The 19,003-nt window shown below is 65.2% G+C and carries 20 protein-coding genes and 1 tRNA gene; 12 read left to right on the top strand and 9 right to left on the bottom strand.

Annotated elements, in window-relative coordinates; all coding sequences use genetic code 11:
- Positions 1-214 precede the first annotated feature (214 nt).
- The 4 genes from CH302_RS22495 (at position 215) to CH302_RS22480 (ending at position 4,550) form a co-directional block, all read left to right on the top strand.
- Positions 215-1,096 (top strand): dioxygenase family protein, encoded by an 882-nt coding sequence (locus tag CH302_RS22495; protein WP_037187617.1) that lies wholly within the window; start codon positions 215-217, stop codon positions 1,094-1,096.
- 203 nt (positions 1,097-1,299) lie between these two features.
- Positions 1,300-2,712 (top strand): lipase family protein, encoded by a 1,413-nt coding sequence (locus tag CH302_RS22490; protein ID WP_441347079.1) that lies wholly within the window; start codon positions 1,300-1,302, stop codon positions 2,710-2,712.
- A gap of 54 nt (positions 2,713-2,766) precedes the next feature.
- Entirely contained in the window at positions 2,767-3,408 is a 642-nt protein-coding gene (locus tag CH302_RS22485) for a TetR/AcrR family transcriptional regulator (RefSeq protein WP_037187621.1), read from the top strand.
- Between the two features lie 32 nt (positions 3,409-3,440).
- Positions 3,441-4,550 carry a CaiB/BaiF CoA transferase family protein gene (locus CH302_RS22480; RefSeq protein ID WP_037187623.1) on the top strand — a complete coding sequence of 370 codons (1,110 nt, stop codon included), beginning with the start codon at positions 3,441-3,443 and terminating at the stop codon, positions 4,548-4,550.
- Positions 4,551-4,663: 113 nt separating this feature from the next.
- Here the strand turns inward: CH302_RS22480 and CH302_RS22475 are convergent, their stop codons facing one another.
- Both CH302_RS22475 and CH302_RS22470 read right to left on the bottom strand, forming a co-directional pair.
- A complete protein-coding gene (locus tag CH302_RS22475) occupies positions 4,664-5,281 on the bottom strand; it encodes an SIMPL domain-containing protein (RefSeq protein ID WP_082323533.1) in 618 nt (205 codons plus the stop codon).
- Positions 5,282-5,433: 152 nt separating this feature from the next.
- Entirely contained in the window at positions 5,434-5,985 is a 552-nt protein-coding gene (locus CH302_RS22470) for a YceI family protein (RefSeq protein WP_037187627.1), read from the bottom strand.
- A gap of 65 nt (positions 5,986-6,050) precedes the next feature.
- On the opposite strand from CH302_RS22470, the gene CH302_RS22465 reads away from it, so the two are divergent.
- Positions 6,051-7,709: a dihydroxyacetone kinase family protein gene (locus tag CH302_RS22465; protein WP_037187629.1), complete on the top strand. Its 1,659-nt coding sequence runs from the start codon at positions 6,051-6,053 to the stop codon at positions 7,707-7,709.
- On the opposite strand, the gene CH302_RS22460 is transcribed toward CH302_RS22465, so the two are convergent.
- From CH302_RS22460 to CH302_RS22440, 5 genes are all read right to left on the bottom strand, one after another.
- On the bottom strand, positions 7,693-8,178 hold the full coding sequence (locus CH302_RS22460) for a GAF domain-containing protein (RefSeq protein ID WP_037187631.1): 486 nt from the start codon (positions 8,176-8,178) through the stop codon (positions 7,693-7,695). The genes CH302_RS22465 and CH302_RS22460 overlap by 17 nt on opposite strands.
- On the bottom strand, positions 8,154-8,843 hold the full coding sequence (locus CH302_RS22455; RefSeq protein WP_230596145.1) for a DUF998 domain-containing protein: 690 nt from the start codon (positions 8,841-8,843) through the stop codon (positions 8,154-8,156). The genes CH302_RS22460 and CH302_RS22455 overlap by 25 nt, the downstream gene beginning before the upstream one ends.
- A 9-nt stretch (positions 8,844-8,852) precedes the next feature.
- A complete protein-coding gene (locus tag CH302_RS22450) occupies positions 8,853-9,896 on the bottom strand; it encodes a hypothetical protein (protein ID WP_141216705.1) in 1,044 nt (347 codons plus the stop codon).
- Between the two features lie 83 nt (positions 9,897-9,979).
- Positions 9,980-10,396, bottom strand: coding sequence for a very short patch repair endonuclease (locus tag CH302_RS22445; protein ID WP_037187637.1), 417 nt, complete (start codon positions 10,394-10,396; stop codon positions 9,980-9,982).
- Entirely contained in the window at positions 10,393-11,541 is a 1,149-nt protein-coding gene (locus CH302_RS22440) for a DNA cytosine methyltransferase (RefSeq protein WP_037188835.1), read from the bottom strand. Before CH302_RS22440 ends, CH302_RS22445 begins: the two co-directional genes overlap by 4 nt.
- Before the next feature lie 178 nt (positions 11,542-11,719).
- Here CH302_RS22440 and CH302_RS22435 point away from each other — a divergent pair, with 178 nt between their 5' ends.
- Both CH302_RS22435 and CH302_RS22430 read left to right on the top strand, forming a co-directional pair.
- Positions 11,720-13,513, top strand: a complete 1,794-nt coding sequence (locus CH302_RS22435; RefSeq protein WP_037187639.1) for an ABC transporter ATP-binding protein — start codon at positions 11,720-11,722, stop codon at positions 13,511-13,513.
- On the top strand, positions 13,506-15,329 hold the full coding sequence (locus CH302_RS22430) for an ABC transporter ATP-binding protein (protein WP_037187641.1): 1,824 nt from the start codon (positions 13,506-13,508) through the stop codon (positions 15,327-15,329). Before CH302_RS22435 ends, CH302_RS22430 begins: the two co-directional genes overlap by 8 nt.
- Here CH302_RS22430 and CH302_RS22425 read toward each other — a convergent pair.
- Entirely contained in the window at positions 15,326-15,667 is a 342-nt protein-coding gene (locus tag CH302_RS22425) for a hypothetical protein (protein ID WP_037188837.1), read from the bottom strand. The two genes, CH302_RS22430 and CH302_RS22425, sit on opposite strands and share 4 nt — an antisense overlap.
- A gap of 77 nt (positions 15,668-15,744) precedes the next feature.
- Between CH302_RS22425 and CH302_RS22420 the strand changes: the two genes are divergently transcribed.
- On the top strand, positions 15,745-16,371 hold the full coding sequence (locus CH302_RS22420) for a putative glycolipid-binding domain-containing protein (RefSeq protein ID WP_230596146.1): 627 nt from the start codon (positions 15,745-15,747) through the stop codon (positions 16,369-16,371).
- Here CH302_RS22420 and CH302_RS22415 read toward each other — a convergent pair.
- Positions 16,344-17,315, bottom strand: a complete 972-nt coding sequence (locus tag CH302_RS22415) for a prephenate dehydrogenase (RefSeq protein ID WP_037187645.1) — start codon at positions 17,313-17,315, stop codon at positions 16,344-16,346. The two genes, CH302_RS22420 and CH302_RS22415, sit on opposite strands and share 28 nt — an antisense overlap.
- Positions 17,316-17,378: 63 nt before the next feature.
- On the opposite strand from CH302_RS22415, the gene CH302_RS22410 reads away from it, so the two are divergent.
- The 4 genes from CH302_RS22410 to CH302_RS22395 all read left to right on the top strand — a co-directional run bounded on the left by CH302_RS22410 (position 17,379) and on the right by CH302_RS22395 (position 18,864).
- Positions 17,379-17,918, top strand: coding sequence for a tRNA adenosine deaminase-associated protein (locus CH302_RS22410; protein ID WP_037187647.1), 540 nt, complete (start codon positions 17,379-17,381; stop codon positions 17,916-17,918).
- A 24-nt stretch (positions 17,919-17,942) separates the two neighbouring features.
- On the top strand, positions 17,943-18,377 hold the full coding sequence (locus CH302_RS22405) for a nucleoside deaminase (protein ID WP_037187650.1): 435 nt from the start codon (positions 17,943-17,945) through the stop codon (positions 18,375-18,377).
- A 107-nt stretch (positions 18,378-18,484) separates the two neighbouring features.
- Positions 18,485-18,682: a CsbD family protein gene (locus CH302_RS22400; RefSeq protein WP_032395366.1), complete on the top strand. Its 198-nt coding sequence runs from the start codon at positions 18,485-18,487 to the stop codon at positions 18,680-18,682.
- A 91-nt stretch (positions 18,683-18,773) separates the two neighbouring features.
- A tRNA-Ser gene (locus CH302_RS22395) sits at positions 18,774-18,864 on the top strand.
- Positions 18,865-19,003: the final 139 nt, after the last annotated feature.

Below are 19,003 nucleotides of genomic sequence, written 5' to 3'. Positions count from 1 at the left end.
ACGTGGTGGACCGAATCATCGATACGGCGCGTCGACGCCTCACGGCACTGACGTGAGTGTCCACAATTTGCTCCCACAAACGGGAAAAGGTTTCCAGGCACGAATAGTGGACGCTGAGGTCACCGGTGATCGAGGTCTACCCGCGAGGTGGCGTTGTCATGAATCGACTCGAGTGGTAACTTGAAGCTTCAAGTAAACACTCGAAGGACCCGCCATGACATCTGTGATCAACCCGCCCGTCGCGGGAGCAGCGTTCGACGCATTTCTCGCCGATACCGCACCCGCGAGCCGGTCACAGCAGATGTGGACCCCGAGCGACGGGCCGATGCCCGCCCTGTACATCAGCCACGGCGCACCGCCGGTCTTCGACGACGCCCTCTGGATGAACGAACTCTTCACGTGGTCGCAGTCGATGCCCAAGCCGAAGGCGATCCTCATCGTCAGCGCGCACTGGGAGGAGGCCCCGCTGAGCCTGTCCGCGTCGGCGGCTGCGACCCCGCTGGTCTACGACTTCGGCGGATTCGCCCAGCGCTACTTCTCGATGGAATACCGGACGCCCGCCGCAGAGGTGCTGGCCGCACGGGTGGCCGCGGCAATCCCGGCGACGGAGAATCTGCACCGACACACCTCTCGGGGACTCGATCACGGTGCCTGGGTTCCGCTCAAGGTGATGTACCCGTATGCCGACGTCCCCGTTCTGCAGTTGAGCCTGCCGACGCATGCTCCCGACCGGCTGATGGCGATAGGCGCTGCGCTGAAAGAACTTCGAGCCGAGGGAGTGCTGGTCATCGGTTCGGGTTTCATGACGCACGGACTGCCGTTCCTCTCGCGCGAGAACTTCGTCACCAACACGGTGCCGACGTGGTCGGAGGACTTCGATCTCTGGGCGGCCGACGCGTTGGCGCGTGGTGACGTCAACACACTTGCGGACTTCCGGAGCGCTGCACCGGGAATGCCGTATGCGCACCCGACCGTCGAACACTTCACGCCGCTGTTCGTCACGCTCGGTGCCGCGGAGAACCCGGAAGCGCCGGTGACCACAGCCATCACCGGCTTCCAGTTCGGCTTGGCGAAGCGGTCGTTCGCGGTCGCCTGACCAGGGGAGGCGATCGGTTGAAGCTGGAATCGGCTCACTTCTGAATCTTTTTCGATTCGGGGATTGTTATCCACGCCACTTCGCTCTACAGTTCTGAACACCATCTCGGACATCGGTGTCCAAGATGCGTTGGATGCGCTGTACGAACCGTCGCCGGGCGCGCCTCCTGTGAATCCCGTCCTCCGGCGCGAAGGAGTACACCCGTGTCTTCTGCCCGATCTTGGACGCTGCGTACAGCGATCAGCGTGATGACCGCCGCAGCGGCTTTCGCCGCCATGGCGACGCCCGCTGCTGCTGCACCCGATTCGCCTGATGTGGAAATCCAGCCGTCTCTGGCACCGTTCACGTGGCCGAAGATCCCGGAATTCGACACCGACTTCTACCTTCCGCCCGCCGACGTGGTGGCCGCGACCGCGCCGGGCCAGATCATCGCGGCACGGCCGGTCGAACTGGCCACTCTCAACGTCATCCCCACGCAGGTCGACGCGTGGCAGTTGTCTTTCCGGTCCAACAACGGTCGCGACGAGCCGATCGCAGCGGTGACCACGGTCATCAAGCCACGTGGCGTCCCCGCGGCATCGCGGCCATTGATCTCCATTCAGTTGGCCGAGGATTCTCTCGCCGCCTACTGCGCGCCCTCGTATGCGATGCGTGCGGGTGCGATTCCCTGGCCGGTCACAGGCGCGGTGACGTCGGGTGCTCAATTCCTCGAGGTGCAAGCAGCGTTGGCGCAGGGCTGGGCGGTATCGGTACCCGATCATCAAGGTCCGAACAACTCGTTCGCCGCAGGGCCGGTCGCCGGGCGGATCACCCTCGACGGAATCCGAGCCGCCGAGAACTTCGCGCCCATGCAGTTGGCCGGGGAGGCCACCAAGGTGGGGATGAGCGGCTACTCCGGTGGCGCGATAGCGACCGGACACGCAGCCGAACTGGCCCAACGCTACGCCCCTGAGCTCGACATCGTCGGAGTCACCGAGGGCGGAACCCCCGCTGAACTCGGGGCTTTGGTGGACAACGCCAACAACACACTCGGCTCGGGAATCGTCGCTGCCGGAATCATCGGTGCCAGTCGTGAAGATCCCGAGTTGGCCGATTTCATCGACGAACACATCGATCCGCTCGGCCGGGCGTTGTTCGCGGCCAAGGACAATCTCTGCGTCGGTTACAGCTCGGCGCTGCTGCCGTTCGTCAATCTGAAGGGCTTTCTGCACACCGAGGGCGACCCGATCCAACAACCAGTGGTGAAGAAGGCGCTGTCCGCGATGCGGCTCGGCGACACCACTCCGAACATGCCGCTCTACGTCTACCACTCCAACCCGGACTGGCTGGTGCCGGTCGGGCCGGTCAACGCGATGGTCGATTCGTATTGCAGCCGTCCGGGCGCCGATATCACGTACACCCGCGACCATTTCAGTGAGCACATCACCCTGGAATTGATCGCCTTTCCGAGCGCGGTGTTGTGGATGCGCGATCGCTTTGCCGGTGTTCCGGTGGAACCCGGTTGCCGAACGAACGACGTCGGTTCGATGGCGCTCGACACGAGTGCACACCCGCTCTTCGTCGACGCTGTAGGCGAGATAATCGCCGGACTGTTCGGTAAGCCGATCGGGGCGTGAGGGAACCGATCGGCGCACGGAAGGCGACGGCGTCACCGGCGGTAGACTCCGCCGGTGACTGTCGCCGACGATCAGGGCCGCATGTACGCCGGACAATCGTCTGCCGCGCGAAGAGCCGATCGCCGCGCACGGTTCTTGCACGCCGGGATCGAGGTCATCGGGGTACGCGGCTACGCAGCCACCTCGGTAGCGGATATCTGCGCGGCAGCCGGTCTGGCGCGCAGTCAGTTCTACGCCGAGTTCGCCAACCGTGAGGCGCTGCTCGTGGATGTGTACGACCTGATCCAAGACGACGCGCTGGCTGCGGTCGTCGCCGCACTCGACGGTCACGTCGACCGAGATCGCCGCGCGCTCGTCGCCGCTGCGATGACGGCCTTGGTGGGATCGATCGGGGGTGATCCGCGCCGCGCGCGGATCTCGTATCTGGAAATGCTGGGTGTCAGCGATGCCGTCGAACAGCACCGGACGCGCCGTCGTGCACAGTGGGTGGAGTTCTTCGAGGCCACCCTGCGCGCCGAAATCGGGTCCGACTTCGTTCCGCCCGGCGGATACCGTTTGGCCGCAACAGCATTCCTCGGTGCCCTCACCGAGATCGTCTCCGACTGGTCCCGCACCGTTCCGCCCCGCCCACCCATCGAACTCATCGTGGAGACGATGGTCGCCGTCCTCGGAGCGTTCGTTCCCGACCTGAACTGAACTGCAGCCTGTCGCGCAAATACAGTGGACCGATGACGCATGCCACCGGTCCACTCGCAGGCCTCGTCGTCGCGGACTTCTCTCGTGTGCTCGCCGGCCCGTACGCGACGATGATGCTCGGCGACATGGGCGCCGAGGTCGTCAAGATCGAAAGGCCCCAAACCGGTGACGACACCCGATCGTGGGGGCCACCGTACGATTCCGCAGGCACCGCAACATATTTCAACTCGGTCAATCGCAACAAGACGTCTCGGTTCATCGACCTGCAGTCCGAGAGCGGCGTAGCCGAGGCGCTCGAGATCGTCTCGGGTGCAGACATTCTGATCGAGAACTTCCGAGCCGGCGCGATGGACCGCCTCGGCCTGGGGTACTCGACGCTCTCGCAGAGCAATCCCGGTCTGATCTACTGTTCCATCACCGGATTCGGCACCGGTGGCGGAGCCGCGCTCCCCGGTTACGATCTGGTGGTCCAAGCCGTCGGCGGGCTGATGAGCGTCACCGGGGCCGACGCCCAGACGCCCACCAAGGTGGGAGTGGCGATGGTCGACATCGTCACCGGACTGCACGCGCTCAGCGGAATCCTTGCGGCACTGCATCATCGGTCGAACACCGGTGCAGGCCAACAGGTACACACCTCACTGATGGCATCGGTGCTGTCCGCGTTGAGCAATCAGTCGTCGGCCTATCTCGGGGCTGGCGTCGTGCCGGTCCCGATGGGCAACAAGCATCCCTCATTGGTGCCGTACGAGGTGTTCGAGACTGCCGATCGTCCGTTGGCATTGGCCGTGGGCAACGACCGGCAATTCTCCGCGCTGACCGACGTGCTGGGAATTCCGAAGTTGGCTTTGGACGAGCGGTTCTCGTCCAACTCTCTGCGCGTCGAACATCGAGATCAGTTGGTCGACATCCTGAACTCGGCTTTGCGATCACGTACGGCCGACGAATGGTATCGAGATCTGATGGCCCGCAACGTCCCCGCGGGGCCGGTCAATTCCATCGAGGAGGCGTTCGCGTTCGCGGAATCACTCGGTCTCGAACCGCGAGTTCAGGTTCCGGGTTCAGTGGCCGACGGCGTCCGTAATCCTGTGGACTTCTCGGTGACGCCCGTTGATTACCGGCTTCCGCCCCCGCAGGCGGGCTGAGCCCCTGCGTGGTGGTCTTGCAACTTTTGCTCCACTCCGGGACGTGAGTCGGCGAATCCCCGTCTGCAACCTCTTCAGTGGAGCAACCGTTGCAGCGGCAGCAACTCACTCCGCTAGTTCAACGCCCACTTCACCGACACGGACACGCTGACGGTCTGTTGTCCCGGCTCGATGGGCACTGCCGTGTCGAACGAACTGGCGGAATCGGCGAACGACCTCGGCTGCTCCTGGCCGGTGATCGACTCCGTGATCGACAGAACGTCGCCGAGTTCTCCCCCTGCGAGCGTCGCGTACTGCTCGGCGCGATCGCGGGCGTCGGCGAACGCCCTGGACCGGGCATCGGAGATCAGCTCGGAATCGTCGTCGATCTTGAAGGAGACCCCGGAGATGCGGGTCGCGTTTCCGCCGGCCGTTGTGGCGTCGCCCAACACTGCGGAGGCCTTCGACAGGTCCCGAACCGTGACCTGCAGGGTGTTGGTGGCCTGGTATCCGGAGATGTCGGAGGTGCCGCCCGGCAGTGCGCCCGAGTACTGCGGATCGATCGACACCTGTTGGGTCTGGATGTCCTCGCGAGCGACGCCGGCTGCGATCACGGCGTCCGTGACCTCGCTGACGGCCGCGTTCGCCTGTTCGATGGCGGCGGTGACGTCCTCGGCCGTGGCCTGAACCCCGATCTGGGTCGTCAACGTATCCGGTGCGCCCTGGACCTCTCCCACGCCGTTGACGTTCACTCCGGGAGGTCCATCGGGAGACGTCGAGGCTGGACTGCTACAGCCCGCAGTCAGGCCTACGGTCAGCAGCAGGGCCGGTACACACGATCCGATCATCCATCGATTTCGACTCACCGCCGTAGTGTCCACCATTGCAGGTGAATTGGAAAGGCTCAGGGCTTGCGATACTCGGCGTCGAACGTCACGGTGACCTCGTCGACCACCTTCATTGCTCCGAACATCTGCGAATACGGAGTGATCTTGTAATCCGATTGACGCACAGCAGCTTCGGAAGCGATGTGCCATCGATCGCCGAGGTCCGTGACGTCCACATCCACGGTGATCTCCCTCGAAACGCCGTGGATCTCCGCCGTGCCGGACAGCCGAAATCCGGCGTCGACGGCGGTGATCTCCGCCGAACGGAACTGAATCGACGGATATCGGTCGGCGTCGAAGCTCTTGAGCGCGTTGGCTTTCGCCACGATCTTCTCCGGTCCGATCAAGGGCGTCAGTCCGCCCTCGCCGTGGACCACCTCGATCGATTTCACCTCGGCGGTCAGGGAAACCGCGGCGGGAGCGCCCCCGGACCACTCGACGGTCGCAGACCAGGAGTTCACCGCGATCGTGAGGCGATGCCCCATCTTGGATGCTTTTCCTGTGACATCCGTCCGGACAGCCAACTGCCCGCCGTGCGATGCGTCGAGCGTCCAGGTCTCGGTAGTCATGCCCCGACTGTATCCGTCTCGCAGAACCGACGAAGGGACGCGGCGCAGGTGGTTAGGGTGGAGTTATGTTCTCCAATTCCCCTCGAACATTCGTCGCCGACGCCCTCCGCGGTTTCGTCGCCGCCACCGACGACGTCACCTGGCACGCCGATCCCGGCTATCTCACCCGCCGCTACCGCATCTCCGACGGCCAAGTCGCCCTGCTGTCCGGTGGGGGATCGGGGCACGAGCCGCTGCATGCCGGCTTCATCGGTCGCGGCCTGCTCACCGGCGCGTGCCCGGGGCTGGTCTTCACCTCACCCAACGCTCTCCAGGTACACGAGGCATCCAAGGCCGTGGACTCCGGCGGCGGAGTGCTGCACATCGTGAAGAACTACACCGGCGACGTGATGAACTTCAAGATCGCCCGGGAGTTGTTGCAGGAGGATGGCATTGCCGCCGATGTCGTTCTCGTCGACGACGACGTGGCCAGCGAGAGCGAGGACGGCCCGGGTCGTCGCGGCACCGCGGCGACCATCGTCGTCGAAAAGGTCTGCGGCGCAGCGGCAGAACGCGGCGACAGTCTGCAGGCGGTCGTCGCACTGGGGCGTCGAACCGCGGAGAACGCACGCAGCATGGCGGTGGCGCTGAACCCGCCCACACTGCCGGGATCGGACGAACCGTCCTTCGAGTTGCCCAGGGAAGAGATCGAACTCGGCATCGGCATCCACGGAGAACGCGGCACCGACCGCGTGCCCCGGCTGCCTGCCCAGGAGATCGTCGCGAAGCTGACCGATCCCATCGTGGACTCGCTCGGATTGAACTCGGGCGAATCGGTGATCGCCGTGGTCAACGGGCTCGGGGCAACACACCCACTGGAGCTGCACCTGCTGTTCGGTGAACTCTCGGAGTATCTGCACGGCAAAGGGATCGAGATATCCCGCTCGCTCGTCGGCAGCTTCGTCACCGCGCTCAACATGGGCGGAGCCTCGATCACCCTCGTGCGCGCCGACGACGAGATGCTCGAACTCTGGGACGCGCCGACCGACGCGCCCGGTTGGCCCAACGCCCAGAGCCGTGGTGCGAAGCCGGTGGGCGAACGCGGAGGCTTCGGGCCCTCCTTCGAGCCCTCGGACTCCGGAGAGGTTTCGGCGTTCGTCTCGACATGGATCGGGACGTGGGCGCAGCGGGTACTCGACGAGGAACCGGCCCTGACCGAGCTGGACCGTAAGGCAGGCGACGGCGATTTCGGGACCAACATGGTGGCGGCCCTCGAACAGCTCGATCTGGACGCCGTCAAGGAAAACTACTCGGCAGCAACCGTATTCGAGGCAGTGAGCGAGGCCTACCTCGGCCACGCGGGCGGTACGTCCGGCGCGCTGTTCGGCATCTGGTTCCGCCAGTTCTACCGGACGATGCTCGAATCCGAGCCGGATCTCGCGGCTATCGGGCAGGCCGCCCGTGCCGGGCTGGACAGCATCACCGAACTCGGTGGCGCACGGGTGGGCGACAAGACGATGGTCGACGCCATCGCCCCGGCCGTCGACGCGCTCGAGAAGGACGGCGGCACCTTGCAGGACGCTGCCGACGCGGCGAAGACCGGAGCCGAATTGACGAAGGACATCACCGCAAACCGCGGCCGCGCCAGCTACGTCGGTGAGGCCGCGCGCGGCGTCGTCGACCCCGGTGCGCTGGTCATGGCCTGGTTCTTCGAGGCGGCAGCTGGTTCTACCCCAGAGAGTTGAGAAAAACCGCCGCGATCGCTTCGAGGCCGGCCTGATCGTCGGCGTCGAAGCGGTCGGGGACAGGGCTGTCCAGATCGAACACACCGATCAGCGTTTCACCCTGGTACAGCGGTACGACGACCTCGGAGCGAGTGTTGGCATCGCACGCGATGTGGCCCGGGAAGGCATGGACGTCAGCGACGCGTTGCGTCTCGCGGGTGGTCGCGGCGGCTCCGCAGACACCCTTGCTCAGGGCGATGCGCACGCAGGCCGGCTGACCCTGAAACGGCCCGACCACCAGTTCGGTGCCGTCGTACAGGTAGAAGCCGACCCAATTGACCTCGGGCAGAGCGTGATAGACCAACGCAGAGAGATTGGCGGCGTTCGCAATCAGATTCGACTCTTCGTATACCAGGCCGCGGGCCTGCTCGGTGAGCTGCTGGTACTGCTCTACCTTGGATCCGTTCAGTTCGGTCGCGGTGAAGGACATACGCCGAGTCTAAGCGCACATCCCAGCACCACCAGATACGCCGACATCCCGCCCACTTGAATCCGTTGCGCGATGCCGAGACCGTACTGACCAGGCAGATTGTCGGCGATCAACAGCCACGCGGTGGCCAGCGTCGTGAGGATCAGGACGGCAAGGCCCAGCGTGCGAAGCAGCGGGTACAGCCGGTAGCGGAACGCGGCCAGCGTGAACGCAACCATGACGGTGAAGATCGCGAACACCGCGATGGTGCTGGTCAGAGCGTGAAGATGATGGAGTTGCGGGAAGAGCCCGCTGGGTTCGATCGGGCAACTCGGATCGTCGGCCGCGACACACTCGAGGGGGAGTTTTGCGTCGGCGATGGTGGCGATACCGAAGATGCCCGACGCGACCCAGCCGGTGACGACGAGCCGTCGACGCGGGGTTGCGAGGAAGCCGAGAACCGCGGCGAAGACCATCAGTGAACCCGTGACGACGTCTGCGGTGGAGAAGAACTCGCGGTACGGCTGATCGCGGGCGTCGAGTTCGCTGAGGAACGAGGTGGTCGCGTCCAGGCCGGTATCGAGAAAGAACTCGGCCACCCACGCGGAGTACAGCAGTCCGGCGAGGATCAAGCAGATCGCCACTACGACCCGGCGGATATCCACGCCTTCAGTTCTCGAACGCACCGACCAAGGCTAGCCAGTCAGTACATCGGCAGTTGCCACCGCCAGTGCGACCGCGGAGTCGCAGTGGTCGGTCAGGACGGTCAGTGTGGGAACCGTGCGGGCATAGCGAGCGGCGGTGTCGTCTTTCTCGGGCATGCCGAGCACGGGGTTGCCCAACACGATGTCCGCGAAGCACGACGAATCGGAATCGCGTGTTTCGACGGTGTAGCCGCCCTGCTGGACGGGCTCGCGGTCCGTCGAACGCATGTCGCCGTCGACGTAGCCGAGCGAGACGTCGAGCATCGCCAGGCTGTCCGCGAATGTTGCCGAGGACGCCGTGAAATGACAACGGTACGGATCGGACGCAGGGTTCCAGCGCTCCACCGTCCAGGTTGCGGGCAAGTGCTCCAGGACGGCGCACAGGTCTTTCATGGCGAGTGGAAGGTTGTACCTGGACTCGGCGCGCAGTGGTGGATCGTCCAACAGACCGAGTGCGGTCTCGGTAACGGATGTCGCTGCGGTGCACGCGTCTCCCACACTGCGGGAGACCTCGATCGCGGCGAAACTGCGACCGGATTCGGTGAGGTAACCGTCCATGGCCCCCGCGGTGACACCGTCGAACTCCCCGCGAAGCGGGAAGCTGATGCGGCACGACCCGTGCGCCGAGTTGTCGAGATAGACCTGTTCGCCACCGATTGTGACCTGCTGGGTCCCCGGGTCGTCGGACGTCGGCCGATACGCGTTCAGATCGATGGAGACGGCGTCGGTGGCGCTCGATGTCGCAGGTCTCAGGGTGGCCGAGCACGTGCTCAATTCGCCATCGGGGCGGAGCTGCACCACTGTGCCTAGGGCGGCGAGATCGTCCTCGGTGAGAAAACCGCAGGGGTCGAGACTCCGGACGAATTCCGCCGAGTCGGCGAGATATCGGTCTGCCTCCGACATCTCGAATCCGTACTTGTTCTGCGGCGACGAACTGCCTACAGGAAGAGCATTGCCGAGCAACACCACCGCGCATCCACTCGTCGATACCGACATCGCCAGCGCCACTGCCGCGAGCAACCAATTTCTACGCACCGTTTCCCCCGAACTCGAATCAACCGATCATGGGGTTGGACGCGCGGGGGCTCGAGATGGTTTCAAGCGGGAGCGGAGCCGAACTATTCTGCGGCAAGTTCGTCGACCACGCGGTCGGCGGCCTCGGCGGGGTCCTCGTGTTCCCAGATTCGTACGATGCGCCAGCCCTCCGCGAGCAGCTTCTCGTCGGTGTCGCGATCGCGCGTGACGTTGGCCGCCAATTTGTCGGCCCACCATTGCGCGTTGTTGCGGGGCTTGGTGGCGTGAATCGGACAGCTGTGCCAGAAGCAGCCGTCGACGTAGACCGCGACCTTGCGCCTGGGGAACACCAGATCTGCTCGACGCCGCATGCCCTTCAGCGGAGCGCGATCGACGAAATACCGCAGGCCTCGACGGTGCAGCGCTCGCCGCAGCGCCACCTCGGGCTTGGTGTCACGGCGTTTCTGCTTGCTCAGCCGGGCACTGGTCTTGGCGTCGGTGGCGGGTCGGTCTGCGCTCACACCGGAACTCGATCGACGTATCCGCCCATGCGCTCGAGGTGTGCGTCGAGGTCGTCGAGAAAGCCGTCGACGAAACGGAGATTGCCTGCTCGTGCCCGCTTGAGGAATCCGGCGGTCGCTCGCGCGGAGAGCAGCTTCGAGTCGTCGAGAAAATCGATCAGGTCCTCGTAGGGCTCGTGTACCGGCATGGTCGTCACGTCGACCCGGTAGCTGGTGCGATCGCGTCCCCACGCTGCGGTCGGCCAGGCCTGACCAGGCAGCAGAGCTTGATCGTTCGACGCGTCGTACGGCTTCGGATCGTCGAGTGCGCTCGCCGCCCACGACGCCATGCGCACACTGACGGCATTGCCGACGAGCTTCCAGCGATGTCCGCTGCGGACACCGGGCTGCTGGACGGCGGGCAGCGTCCACTCCGGATCGAAGCCCTGCAGGCGTTCGGCCCCGACGATGCCGGGAGTGACGATCTCTCCGGACGGCAGGCGAACCGCCGGGGGACTGGCGATACCGAGCGAAGATCCGCCCTTGAGCGTCGGGACGGCGTTGACCGCCCAGCCCAGGCCGCGAATGCCCTCGGTCCAGTAGAAGCCGCACGGCTGTGTGGTGGGGTCGCCGTCGGGCAGCGGTCCTGCGTCCTGCGAGAACAGCACCTCCCGTGGATCGTCGGTGCGCGAGGCCAGCATCACCACCCGCTGCCGACGCTGCGGCAAACCGAACGCTCTGGCGTCGACGACGCGGTAGGCCCACATGTACCCGAGGTCCTCGAGCGCGTCGGTGATGTGGCGCATGGCTGCCCCGCGGCCGAGCTGCAGCATGAACGGCACGTTCTCCATCAGCAGCCATCGCGGACCGCGTCGACGGGAGACCAGCCGAAACACCTCGTCCACCAAACCGGAACGGGCACCGGTGATGCCCGCGGTGCGTCCGGCCTGGGAGAGGTCCTGACACGGGAAACCGGCTGCGACCAGTTCGGTGTCGGCGGGCAGGCTTCGAAGACTGGTCACGTCCGTGTGCAGAGGTGTCTCGGGCATGCGCGCTCGAAGGACGGCCCCGGCTCCGGGATCGATCTCGCACAGCAACTGCGTCGTCCACCCCGCGTCGGCCAACCCCAGCTCGAGCCCGCCGATCCCCGCGAACAACCCGACCATCGACCGTGCGCTCACGTGTGCCCTTCCCTCGCCCGACGGTCCTACGTTACTCGAGAGTCGGTTCACTTGACCTCGACCTTGCTCGAGGTTTCACACTGGAATGCGAGGGCCGAAAAATCGGTTGGAAACTGAGCCTGTGCAATGAAATCATTCGAGCACAGCAATAAGGAGAAGAACTGTGTCTACGGGTGTGCTCGATCCCGAAACCCGAACCCTGGATCAGCCGTACCCGGACACCGCGAAGCCACCCAGCTCACTGCGTCGTTTCGCGCCGTTTCTGCTGCCGTACAAGTGGTTCTACATCGCCTCGATCGTGGTCTCGCTGATCGCCACCATGACCGGTCTGGTGATTCCGCTGGTGATGCAACGCGTCATCGACGGCCCCATCACCGATCGCAATTTCTCGGCAGTCTGGTGGCCCGCGGCGTTCGTCCTGTTGCTCGGCACCATCGACGCACTCGGTATCTGGGTTCGCCGCTACCTGGTCTCTCGCCCGTCGAGCCAATTCGAGATCTCTGCGCGGGCAACGGTATTCGACAAGTTGCAGCGGTTGTCGGTCTCGGCTCACGAAAGCTGGGAATCGGGTCAGCTGCTCTCGCGCGCCATCGCGGACCTCGGTTCGCTGCGGCGGTTCATGGCCTTCATCGGCCCGTTCATCATCATCAACGCCGTCACACTCGTCGTCGGTATCGGCGTATTGCTGGTCCAGTCCTGGCAGTTGGGGCTGATCATGCTGGTGACGTCGGTACCGCTGGTGATCGCCTGCACCAAGTTCGAGACGCTGTATCGCGTCGTGGCCCGTGACGCTCAGGATCAGGCAGGCGACGTCACGACGACGGTCGAAGAGTCCATCCAGGGTATTCGCGTCCTCAAGGCATTCGGTCGAAGTGCCCACTTGGGCAAGCAGTTTCTTCGTCAGGCGCGCACGTTGCGTGGCACCGAACTGAAGAAGGTGCGCTACCTGGCGATCATCTGGGCGGTGATCGTCGGACTGCAGCCGATCACCATCGGCGCGATCCTGGCGGTGGGCACGTACTCGATCGTGCAGGGCACCATGACGGTCGGCACGCTCGTCGCGGCCATCGCCATCGTCACCTTCCTGCTGTGGCCGATCGAATCGTTCGGGTATCTGCTGGCCGAGCTGAACAACGCGCGCACGGCAGCGGATCGGTACTGGGAGATCATGGACACTCCCGAAACCGTCACCGATCCGGACAATCCCGTCGAACTGCCCGAAAGAATCCGTGGCCGAGTGCAATTCGATCGCGTCGGATTCACCTTTCCCGACGCGTCCTCGCCGCTTCTCACCGACGTCAGCTTCGTCGTCGAGCCGGGGGAGACCGTCGCGCTGGTCGGTAACACCGGTAGCGGAAAGACTGCACTGACGAACCTCGTGCCTCGACTGTTCGACGCCACCGAGGGGTCCATCACCATCGACGGTATCGACGTGGCCTCGATGCGGTTGGCCGATCTGCGCTCGATCGTCACGGTGGCGTTCGAGGATCCGGTGTTGTTCTCGGCCAGTGCGCGCGAGAACATCGCGCTCGGTTCGCCCGGTGCGTCCGATGCCGAGATTGCCGAGGCGTTGGAGATCGCGCACGCAACGGATTTCGTCGAGCAGTTGCCGTGGGGTCTGGACACTCGCATCGGTGAGCAGGGCATGAGTCTGTCCGGTGGGCAGCGGCAGCGGCTCGCACTGGCGCGGGCGGTGCTGGGCAAGCCGCGGGTGCTGGTGCTCGACGACCCACTGTCCGCGCTCGACGTGGACACCGAAGCGAAAGTCCAGAAGGAATTGCGGCGTGTGTTGGCGCATTCGACGACAGTGCTGGTGGCGCACCGGCCGTCGACCGCTGCGTTGGCCGACCGCGTGCTGTATCTCGAGAACGGAAGAATTGTGGAGCAGGGAACACACGAGGGACTGTTGGCGTCGTCGCCGCGGTACCGCGAGGTGATGGGGTCGGTTCATGGCTGAGCAAACTGCAGCTGCGGATTGGCGCGGCGTCGGCGGTGAGGAATCCGAGGTCGACGCAACCGGAAACCTGGTGTTGGCCGGGCGTTCTCGCCGGTTGCTCGTCTCGTTGGTGCGCCCGTACAAGAAGCAGGCCCTGCTGTCCTTCCTGATCATTCTGGTCGACAACATCACCTACGTTGCCGGTCCGCTGTTCATCGCCTATGCGCTGGACAACGGCGTCGGCGCTGCAGGACAGGGTGATTGGGGTCCGCTGCTGTGGGCGGTCGGCGGGTACACCGGCTTCGGTCTGCTCGGGATGCTCACCACATACGCGTTTCTCACCGTCTCCGGTCGGCTGAGCCAGAACATCCTGTACGACCTGCGCGGACGGGTGTTCGACCATGCCCAGAAGCTGAGCCTGTCGTTCCACGAGAAGTACACCTCGGGACGGCTGATCTCGCGACTGACCAGCGATGTCGAATCTCTGCAGACACTGCTCGAGAGCGCGCTCAACGATGCCTTGACGGCCATCCTGTCGATGGTGTCGATCGCGATCATCCTGGTGTACCTCGACGTTCCGATGGCGATGATCGTGCTGGCCGGCTTCGTTCCGCTGGTTCTCGTCACCCGGTGGTCACAGCGGCGGCAACGCCAGGGATACCGTCGAACACGGGTAGCGATCGCGCGCGTCGTTGTCCATTTCGTGGAGTCGATGGGCGGCATCCGCGCGGTGCAGGTGTTCCGACGCGAGGGCCGCAACGACGCCATTCTCAGCACCGAGGATTCGGAGTATCGCGACGCCACCACCGCGGCGCTGCGCGGTATGGCGAGCTACACCGGCATCGTGCGCTGGATCGGCAACGTCACGCTCGCGATCATCCTGGTGTTCGGCAGCTGGCGAGTGATCAACGGCCACATGGACATCGGTGTGCTCGCGGCCTACGTGCTGTATCTGCGCCGGTTCTACGGGCCGCTGGACGAGCTGGCGATGGTGTTCAACGCCTACCAGTCCGCCGCCGCTGCCCTGGAGAAGATCTCCGGTGTACTCGAAGAGGAGCCGTCGGTGACGGCACCGAAGAACCCGGTGGAGATCGGAACCGCCAAGGGCGACATCACGTTCGACGACGTGCACTTCGCCTACGGCCCCGAACGCGTCGTGCTGCCGCAGTTCTCGCTGCACGTACCCGCCGGACAGGTGGTCGCGATGGTCGGAGCCACCGGAGCAGGCAAGTCGACACTGGCAAAGCTGTTGGCGCGCTTCTACGATCCGACTGCTGGAGCCGTGCGGCTCGACGGCATCGACATGCGGGAGATCGGCGACGAGGACCTGCGTCGCAACGTCGTGATGGTGACACAGGAATCGTTCCTGTTCTCCGGTTCGGTGGCAGACAACATCCGGCTCGGACGCCCCACCGCGACCGATGCGGAGGTGCGGGCAGCGGCGGACGCCGTCGGGCTGACGGAGTTCATCGCGTCGCTACCGGAGGGAATCGACACCGACGTGCGCAAGCGCGGAGGTCGATTGTCCTCGGGCCAAAGGCAATTGGTGGCCTTCGCGCGGGTGTTCCTGGCCGCGCCGTCGGTGATCGTGCTGGACGAGGCAACATCGAGCCTGGACATCCCGAGTGAGCGACTTGTGCAGCGCGCACTCGAGACGATCCTGCAGGGGCGAACTGCGCTGATCATCGCGCACCGCCTGTCGACGGTAGCGATCGCCGATCGGGTACTCGTCATGGCCGACGGAAACATCGTCGAGGACGGAACCCCCGAGGACCTCATCGCGGGAGAGGGACGCTTCGCGCACCTGCACGAGGCGTGGGAGGACTCGCTGGTCTAAGTCCAGGGAGTGATCGGCGGCTTGACCCACATGATCTTCTCGTCCGAGTGCTGGGGCGTCGCGCCGTCGTGGCCCGGGTGTTCGGCCGCCCATGCGGATTTACGGTCGAGCAACTCGGCCACGATGGTCCACGTCTCCATCGTGCTCGGTGGGTGCAGGTCGGCGGCGCGGGCAAGCTTTCGGCGGACGGCGTCGGTGAGGTCGAGGAGTTCGGCACCGGTGATGCCGCGATCCCACACGTAACGCGCCAGAGCGGTCGCCTTGTCCTGTCGACTCTTCGCGGCCTGTTCGGAGTGCGCGAAATCGAACTGCCCGCCGCCGGTGTTCTCTGTCGTCACGGGCACAACCTTAATGAACTGCGAGAAAAGGCACGTCCGCTTGATCTTCTGGGGGCCTCGTCGCCTACCGTAGGTGCGTGATCACTCAAGCATCGGGTGCAGAGCATGTCTCCATCCCCGCGACCGGCTCCGCAGACGCGAAAACCTGGCCCTCGATCCTCACGTGGCGAGCGCACGACGTTCCCCGTATGGAATCGGTGCGGGTCCAGCTCTCGGGCAACCGCATCAAGGCTGCCGGACGCATCATCGGTGCCGCGTGCAGCGATCACCCCGCCTTCAGCGCGTCCTACGACCTGGTGACCGACGAATACGGCGTCACCAAGCGGCTCTCGGTGCGCACCTCGCTCGCGTCCGGTGACCGGCAGGCGTCCGTCAGCCGCGACGACGAGGGCTACTGGATGGTCGAGAACAGCACCAGCCATCAGCGCTCCACCTACAGCGGCGCACTCGACGTCGATATGGTGCTCAGCCCCTTCTTCAACACTCTGCCGATCCGTCGATTCGGTCTGCACACCCAGGTCCAGGACCTCGAGGTGCCGACGGTCTACGTGAACGTGCTCGACCTCAGCATTCAGGAGGCGACGCTGACGTACAGCAGCGGTTCCGAGGGCATCCACGTCATCTCACCGGTGTCGACGTCGTCCGTCACGGTCGATGCCGACGGCTTCGTTGTCGACTACCCGGGACTGGCCGAGCGGATCTGACGCACGACGCCACCGCGTCGACCCGCGTTCTGTAGGTCTTCCCGCCAGCCCGGTTCGCCCGGGGTGATGTCGGTGATCTCGAAGCGTCGATGCTGCTCGTACTGCAGGCGCGCGGTGTTGCCGGCGTCGACCAGCGTTTTCGTCGAGCCCTCGTCCAGTTCCTCGCGCGCTGCGGTGAGTGCATCCAGCGCCTCGTCGAGCGCGGTGCGCAGGGCCGCCGCGTTGCCCTCGGTCATCGCGCGGACGAGATTCGGCGACGACGACGCCACCCGCGTCCCGTCGCGAAACGAGCCCGCAGCCAGGCCCAACGCCAGCGGTCCGCCGGCCGCCCCCACCATTGCCAGCGCCTCGGCCAGCAGGTGCGGTAGGTGCGAGATTCTGGCGACCGCGCGATCGTGCTCGACGCTCTCGGCCGGTACCACCACCGAACCGCAGTCGAGGGCGAGCCGGGCCACCCGCACCCACACGTCGGCGTCGACGCCCGGGTCCGTGGCCACCACCCACACCGCGTCGGTGAAGAGCGTCGGATCGGTGGCCGACCACCCCGACTGGTTGGTGCCGGCCATCGGATGCCCACCGACGTAGCGCGCCTGCAGTCCGCGAGTGGCCACGGCAGCGGCGACCTCGGCTTTGACGCTGACGACATCGGTGATCGGAGCAGCGGGCGCGTGCTCGGCGATTGCCGCCAGAACCGAGTCCACGGCAGGCATCGGAACGGCGATGACGATCAACGCGTCCTGCGCTGCGGCCCTGCTCAGCGCGGCTTCCAGGTCGGTACCGACGTCGTAACCGTCGGCGACAGCACCGGCGATCGCGTCGGCCGATCGGTTCCATCCCCACACCTGACGCCCCGCGTCGTGTGCAGCCCGCAGGATCGACCCGCCGATCAGTCCGAGACCCAGAACGCACACCGAGGAAGAAGTCACCCGATCAGATTGGCACAGGTGGGTGACGTCGACAGGAGGTGGACTTCGAATACCGGCCCCTACCGGACTACCGTTGCGCGCATGGCCGCACAGCGCGCGAACAACAACCGCGCATCCGCACCGGAGTACGACGACCTCGAGGGATTCGGCGTTGCAGTTGTCCGAGAGGAAGGCAAGTGGACCGTCACGCCGCTGTCCGACGACGCACTGACCAGTCTGTCGGCGGCAGAGACCGAACTGCGTGAACTTCGCAGCTCGGGAGCTGTGTTCGGACTGCTCGATGTGGACGAGGAATTCTTCGTCATCCTGCGTCCCGCACCGAACGGCACCCGACTGCTGCTGTCCGACGCGGTCGCCGCCGTGGACTACGAAATCGCCGCGGACGTTCTCGATGCGCTGAACATCGAGATTCCCGACGTCGACCCCGATGAACTCGACGACATCGAGCCCTACGAGGAAGGCGACCTCGCCCTGCTGGCGGACCTCGGACTACCCGAAGCCGTCCTCGGCATCATCGTCGCCGAGACCGACGACTACCCCGACGAACAGCTGCAGTCCATCGCCGAACGCCTGGGCTTCGAGGACGAGTTCACCGCAGCGGTGAACAAGCTGCGGCGGTAGTCCGTGTCGGTATCCGACGCGGACATGATCCGCGCAGCGCTGGCGGCTGCCGCCGAGGCGTCGGATGCCGACGTCCCCGTCGGAGCCGTCGTGTTCGACCCCTCCGGACGTGAGATCGCCCGAGCCTGCAATGCGCGGGAGGCGTCGGGCGACCCCACCGGACACGCGGAAGTGATCGCCCTGCGTCGAGCAGCGGCCGTGCACGGGGACGGTTGGCGACTCGAAGGCTGCACCCTGGCCGTCACCTTGGAACCATGCACGATGTGCGCCGGGGCGCTGGTGCTCGCTCGCGTCGGAGCAGTGGTGTTCGGAGCGTGGGAACCCAAGACCGGGGCCGTCGGGTCGCTGTGGGACGTTGTGCGAGACCGTCGACTCACCCATAGGCCGCAGGTGCGCGGCGGGGTGTTGGAAGCCGAATGCGCCGAAGTGTTGACCAGGTTCTTCGCTCGCCAGAGATAACGATCCCGTCTCGAGGTGAGGGGCGAGGTGGCCGGGTCCGTCGGTTTTCAGGAGTGTGGAGAGCAGGGGTGCGACGACGCGCTCCAACCTCTGCGAAGGAGAGCACTATGGGAATCGGCGACAAGATCTCGAACAAGACCGAAGACCTCGGCGGCAAGGCAAAGGAAGCCGCTGGTTCGGCCACCGGAGACAAGGACCTCGAAGCAGAGGGCAAGGGCGACCAGACCTCGGCAGCAGTCAAAGACGGCGTCGAGAAGGTCAAGGACGCAGCCTCGAACATCAAGGACAAGCTCACCGGCAACTAGTCGCCGGAGTGGAGCCTGCGGAATGACCGATGGATTCGCGTGCTGAGCAGGCGATTTAGCCTCAGGCCGTCATTCCGGTACAGTCTTCTGCGGTGGCGTGTCCGAGCGGCCTAAGGAGCACGCCTCGAAAGCGTGTGACGGGTAATCCCCGTCCGAGGGTTCAAATCCCTCCGCCACCGCCAAAACTCCCCACCCGATCCGTCGGGTGGGGAGTTTTTTGTGTGCGCGGTCTGGGGTGGGGCCGGCAGGGTTGGGTGCCGCCGCAAACGCGCGCGCATTCGTCATACGCGCGCGGATTTGCTACCGGTTCGGGGTCTATTT

It is taken from the genome of Rhodococcus sp. 15-2388-1-1a (assembly GCF_002259145.1).
In the GTDB taxonomy this organism is placed as follows: Bacteria; Actinomycetota; Actinomycetes; order Mycobacteriales; family Mycobacteriaceae; genus Rhodococcoides.
The sequence above is the reverse complement of the archived record's forward strand: the minus strand, read 5'-3'. Positions and strand labels throughout refer to the sequence as shown.

What these genes read in the sequence shown, in the direction of transcription:
- CH302_RS22480 (WP_037187623.1), top strand. Translation starts at nt 3,441, where the DNA reads ATGACGCATGCCACCGGTCCACTCGCAGGCCTCGTCGTCGCGGACTTC.
- CH302_RS22495 (WP_037187617.1), top strand. Translation starts at nt 215, where the DNA reads ATGACATCTGTGATCAACCCGCCCGTCGCGGGAGCAGCGTTCGACGCA.
- CH302_RS22430 (WP_037187641.1), top strand. Translation starts at nt 13,506, where the DNA reads ATGGCTGAGCAAACTGCAGCTGCGGATTGGCGCGGCGTCGGCGGTGAG.
- CH302_RS22405 (WP_037187650.1), top strand. Translation starts at nt 17,943, where the DNA reads ATGATCCGCGCAGCGCTGGCGGCTGCCGCCGAGGCGTCGGATGCCGAC.
- CH302_RS22465 (WP_037187629.1), top strand. Translation starts at nt 6,051, where the DNA reads ATGTTCTCCAATTCCCCTCGAACATTCGTCGCCGACGCCCTCCGCGGT.
- CH302_RS22470 (WP_037187627.1), bottom strand. Translation starts at nt 5,985, where the DNA reads ATGACTACCGAGACCTGGACGCTCGACGCATCGCACGGCGGGCAGTTG.
- CH302_RS22460 (WP_037187631.1), bottom strand. Translation starts at nt 8,178, where the DNA reads ATGTCCTTCACCGCGACCGAACTGAACGGATCCAAGGTAGAGCAGTAC.
- CH302_RS22400 (WP_032395366.1), top strand. Translation starts at nt 18,485, where the DNA reads ATGGGAATCGGCGACAAGATCTCGAACAAGACCGAAGACCTCGGCGGC.
- CH302_RS22410 (WP_037187647.1), top strand. Translation starts at nt 17,379, where the DNA reads ATGGCCGCACAGCGCGCGAACAACAACCGCGCATCCGCACCGGAGTAC.
- CH302_RS22440 (WP_037188835.1), bottom strand. Translation starts at nt 11,541, where the DNA reads ATGGTCGGGTTGTTCGCGGGGATCGGCGGGCTCGAGCTGGGGTTGGCC.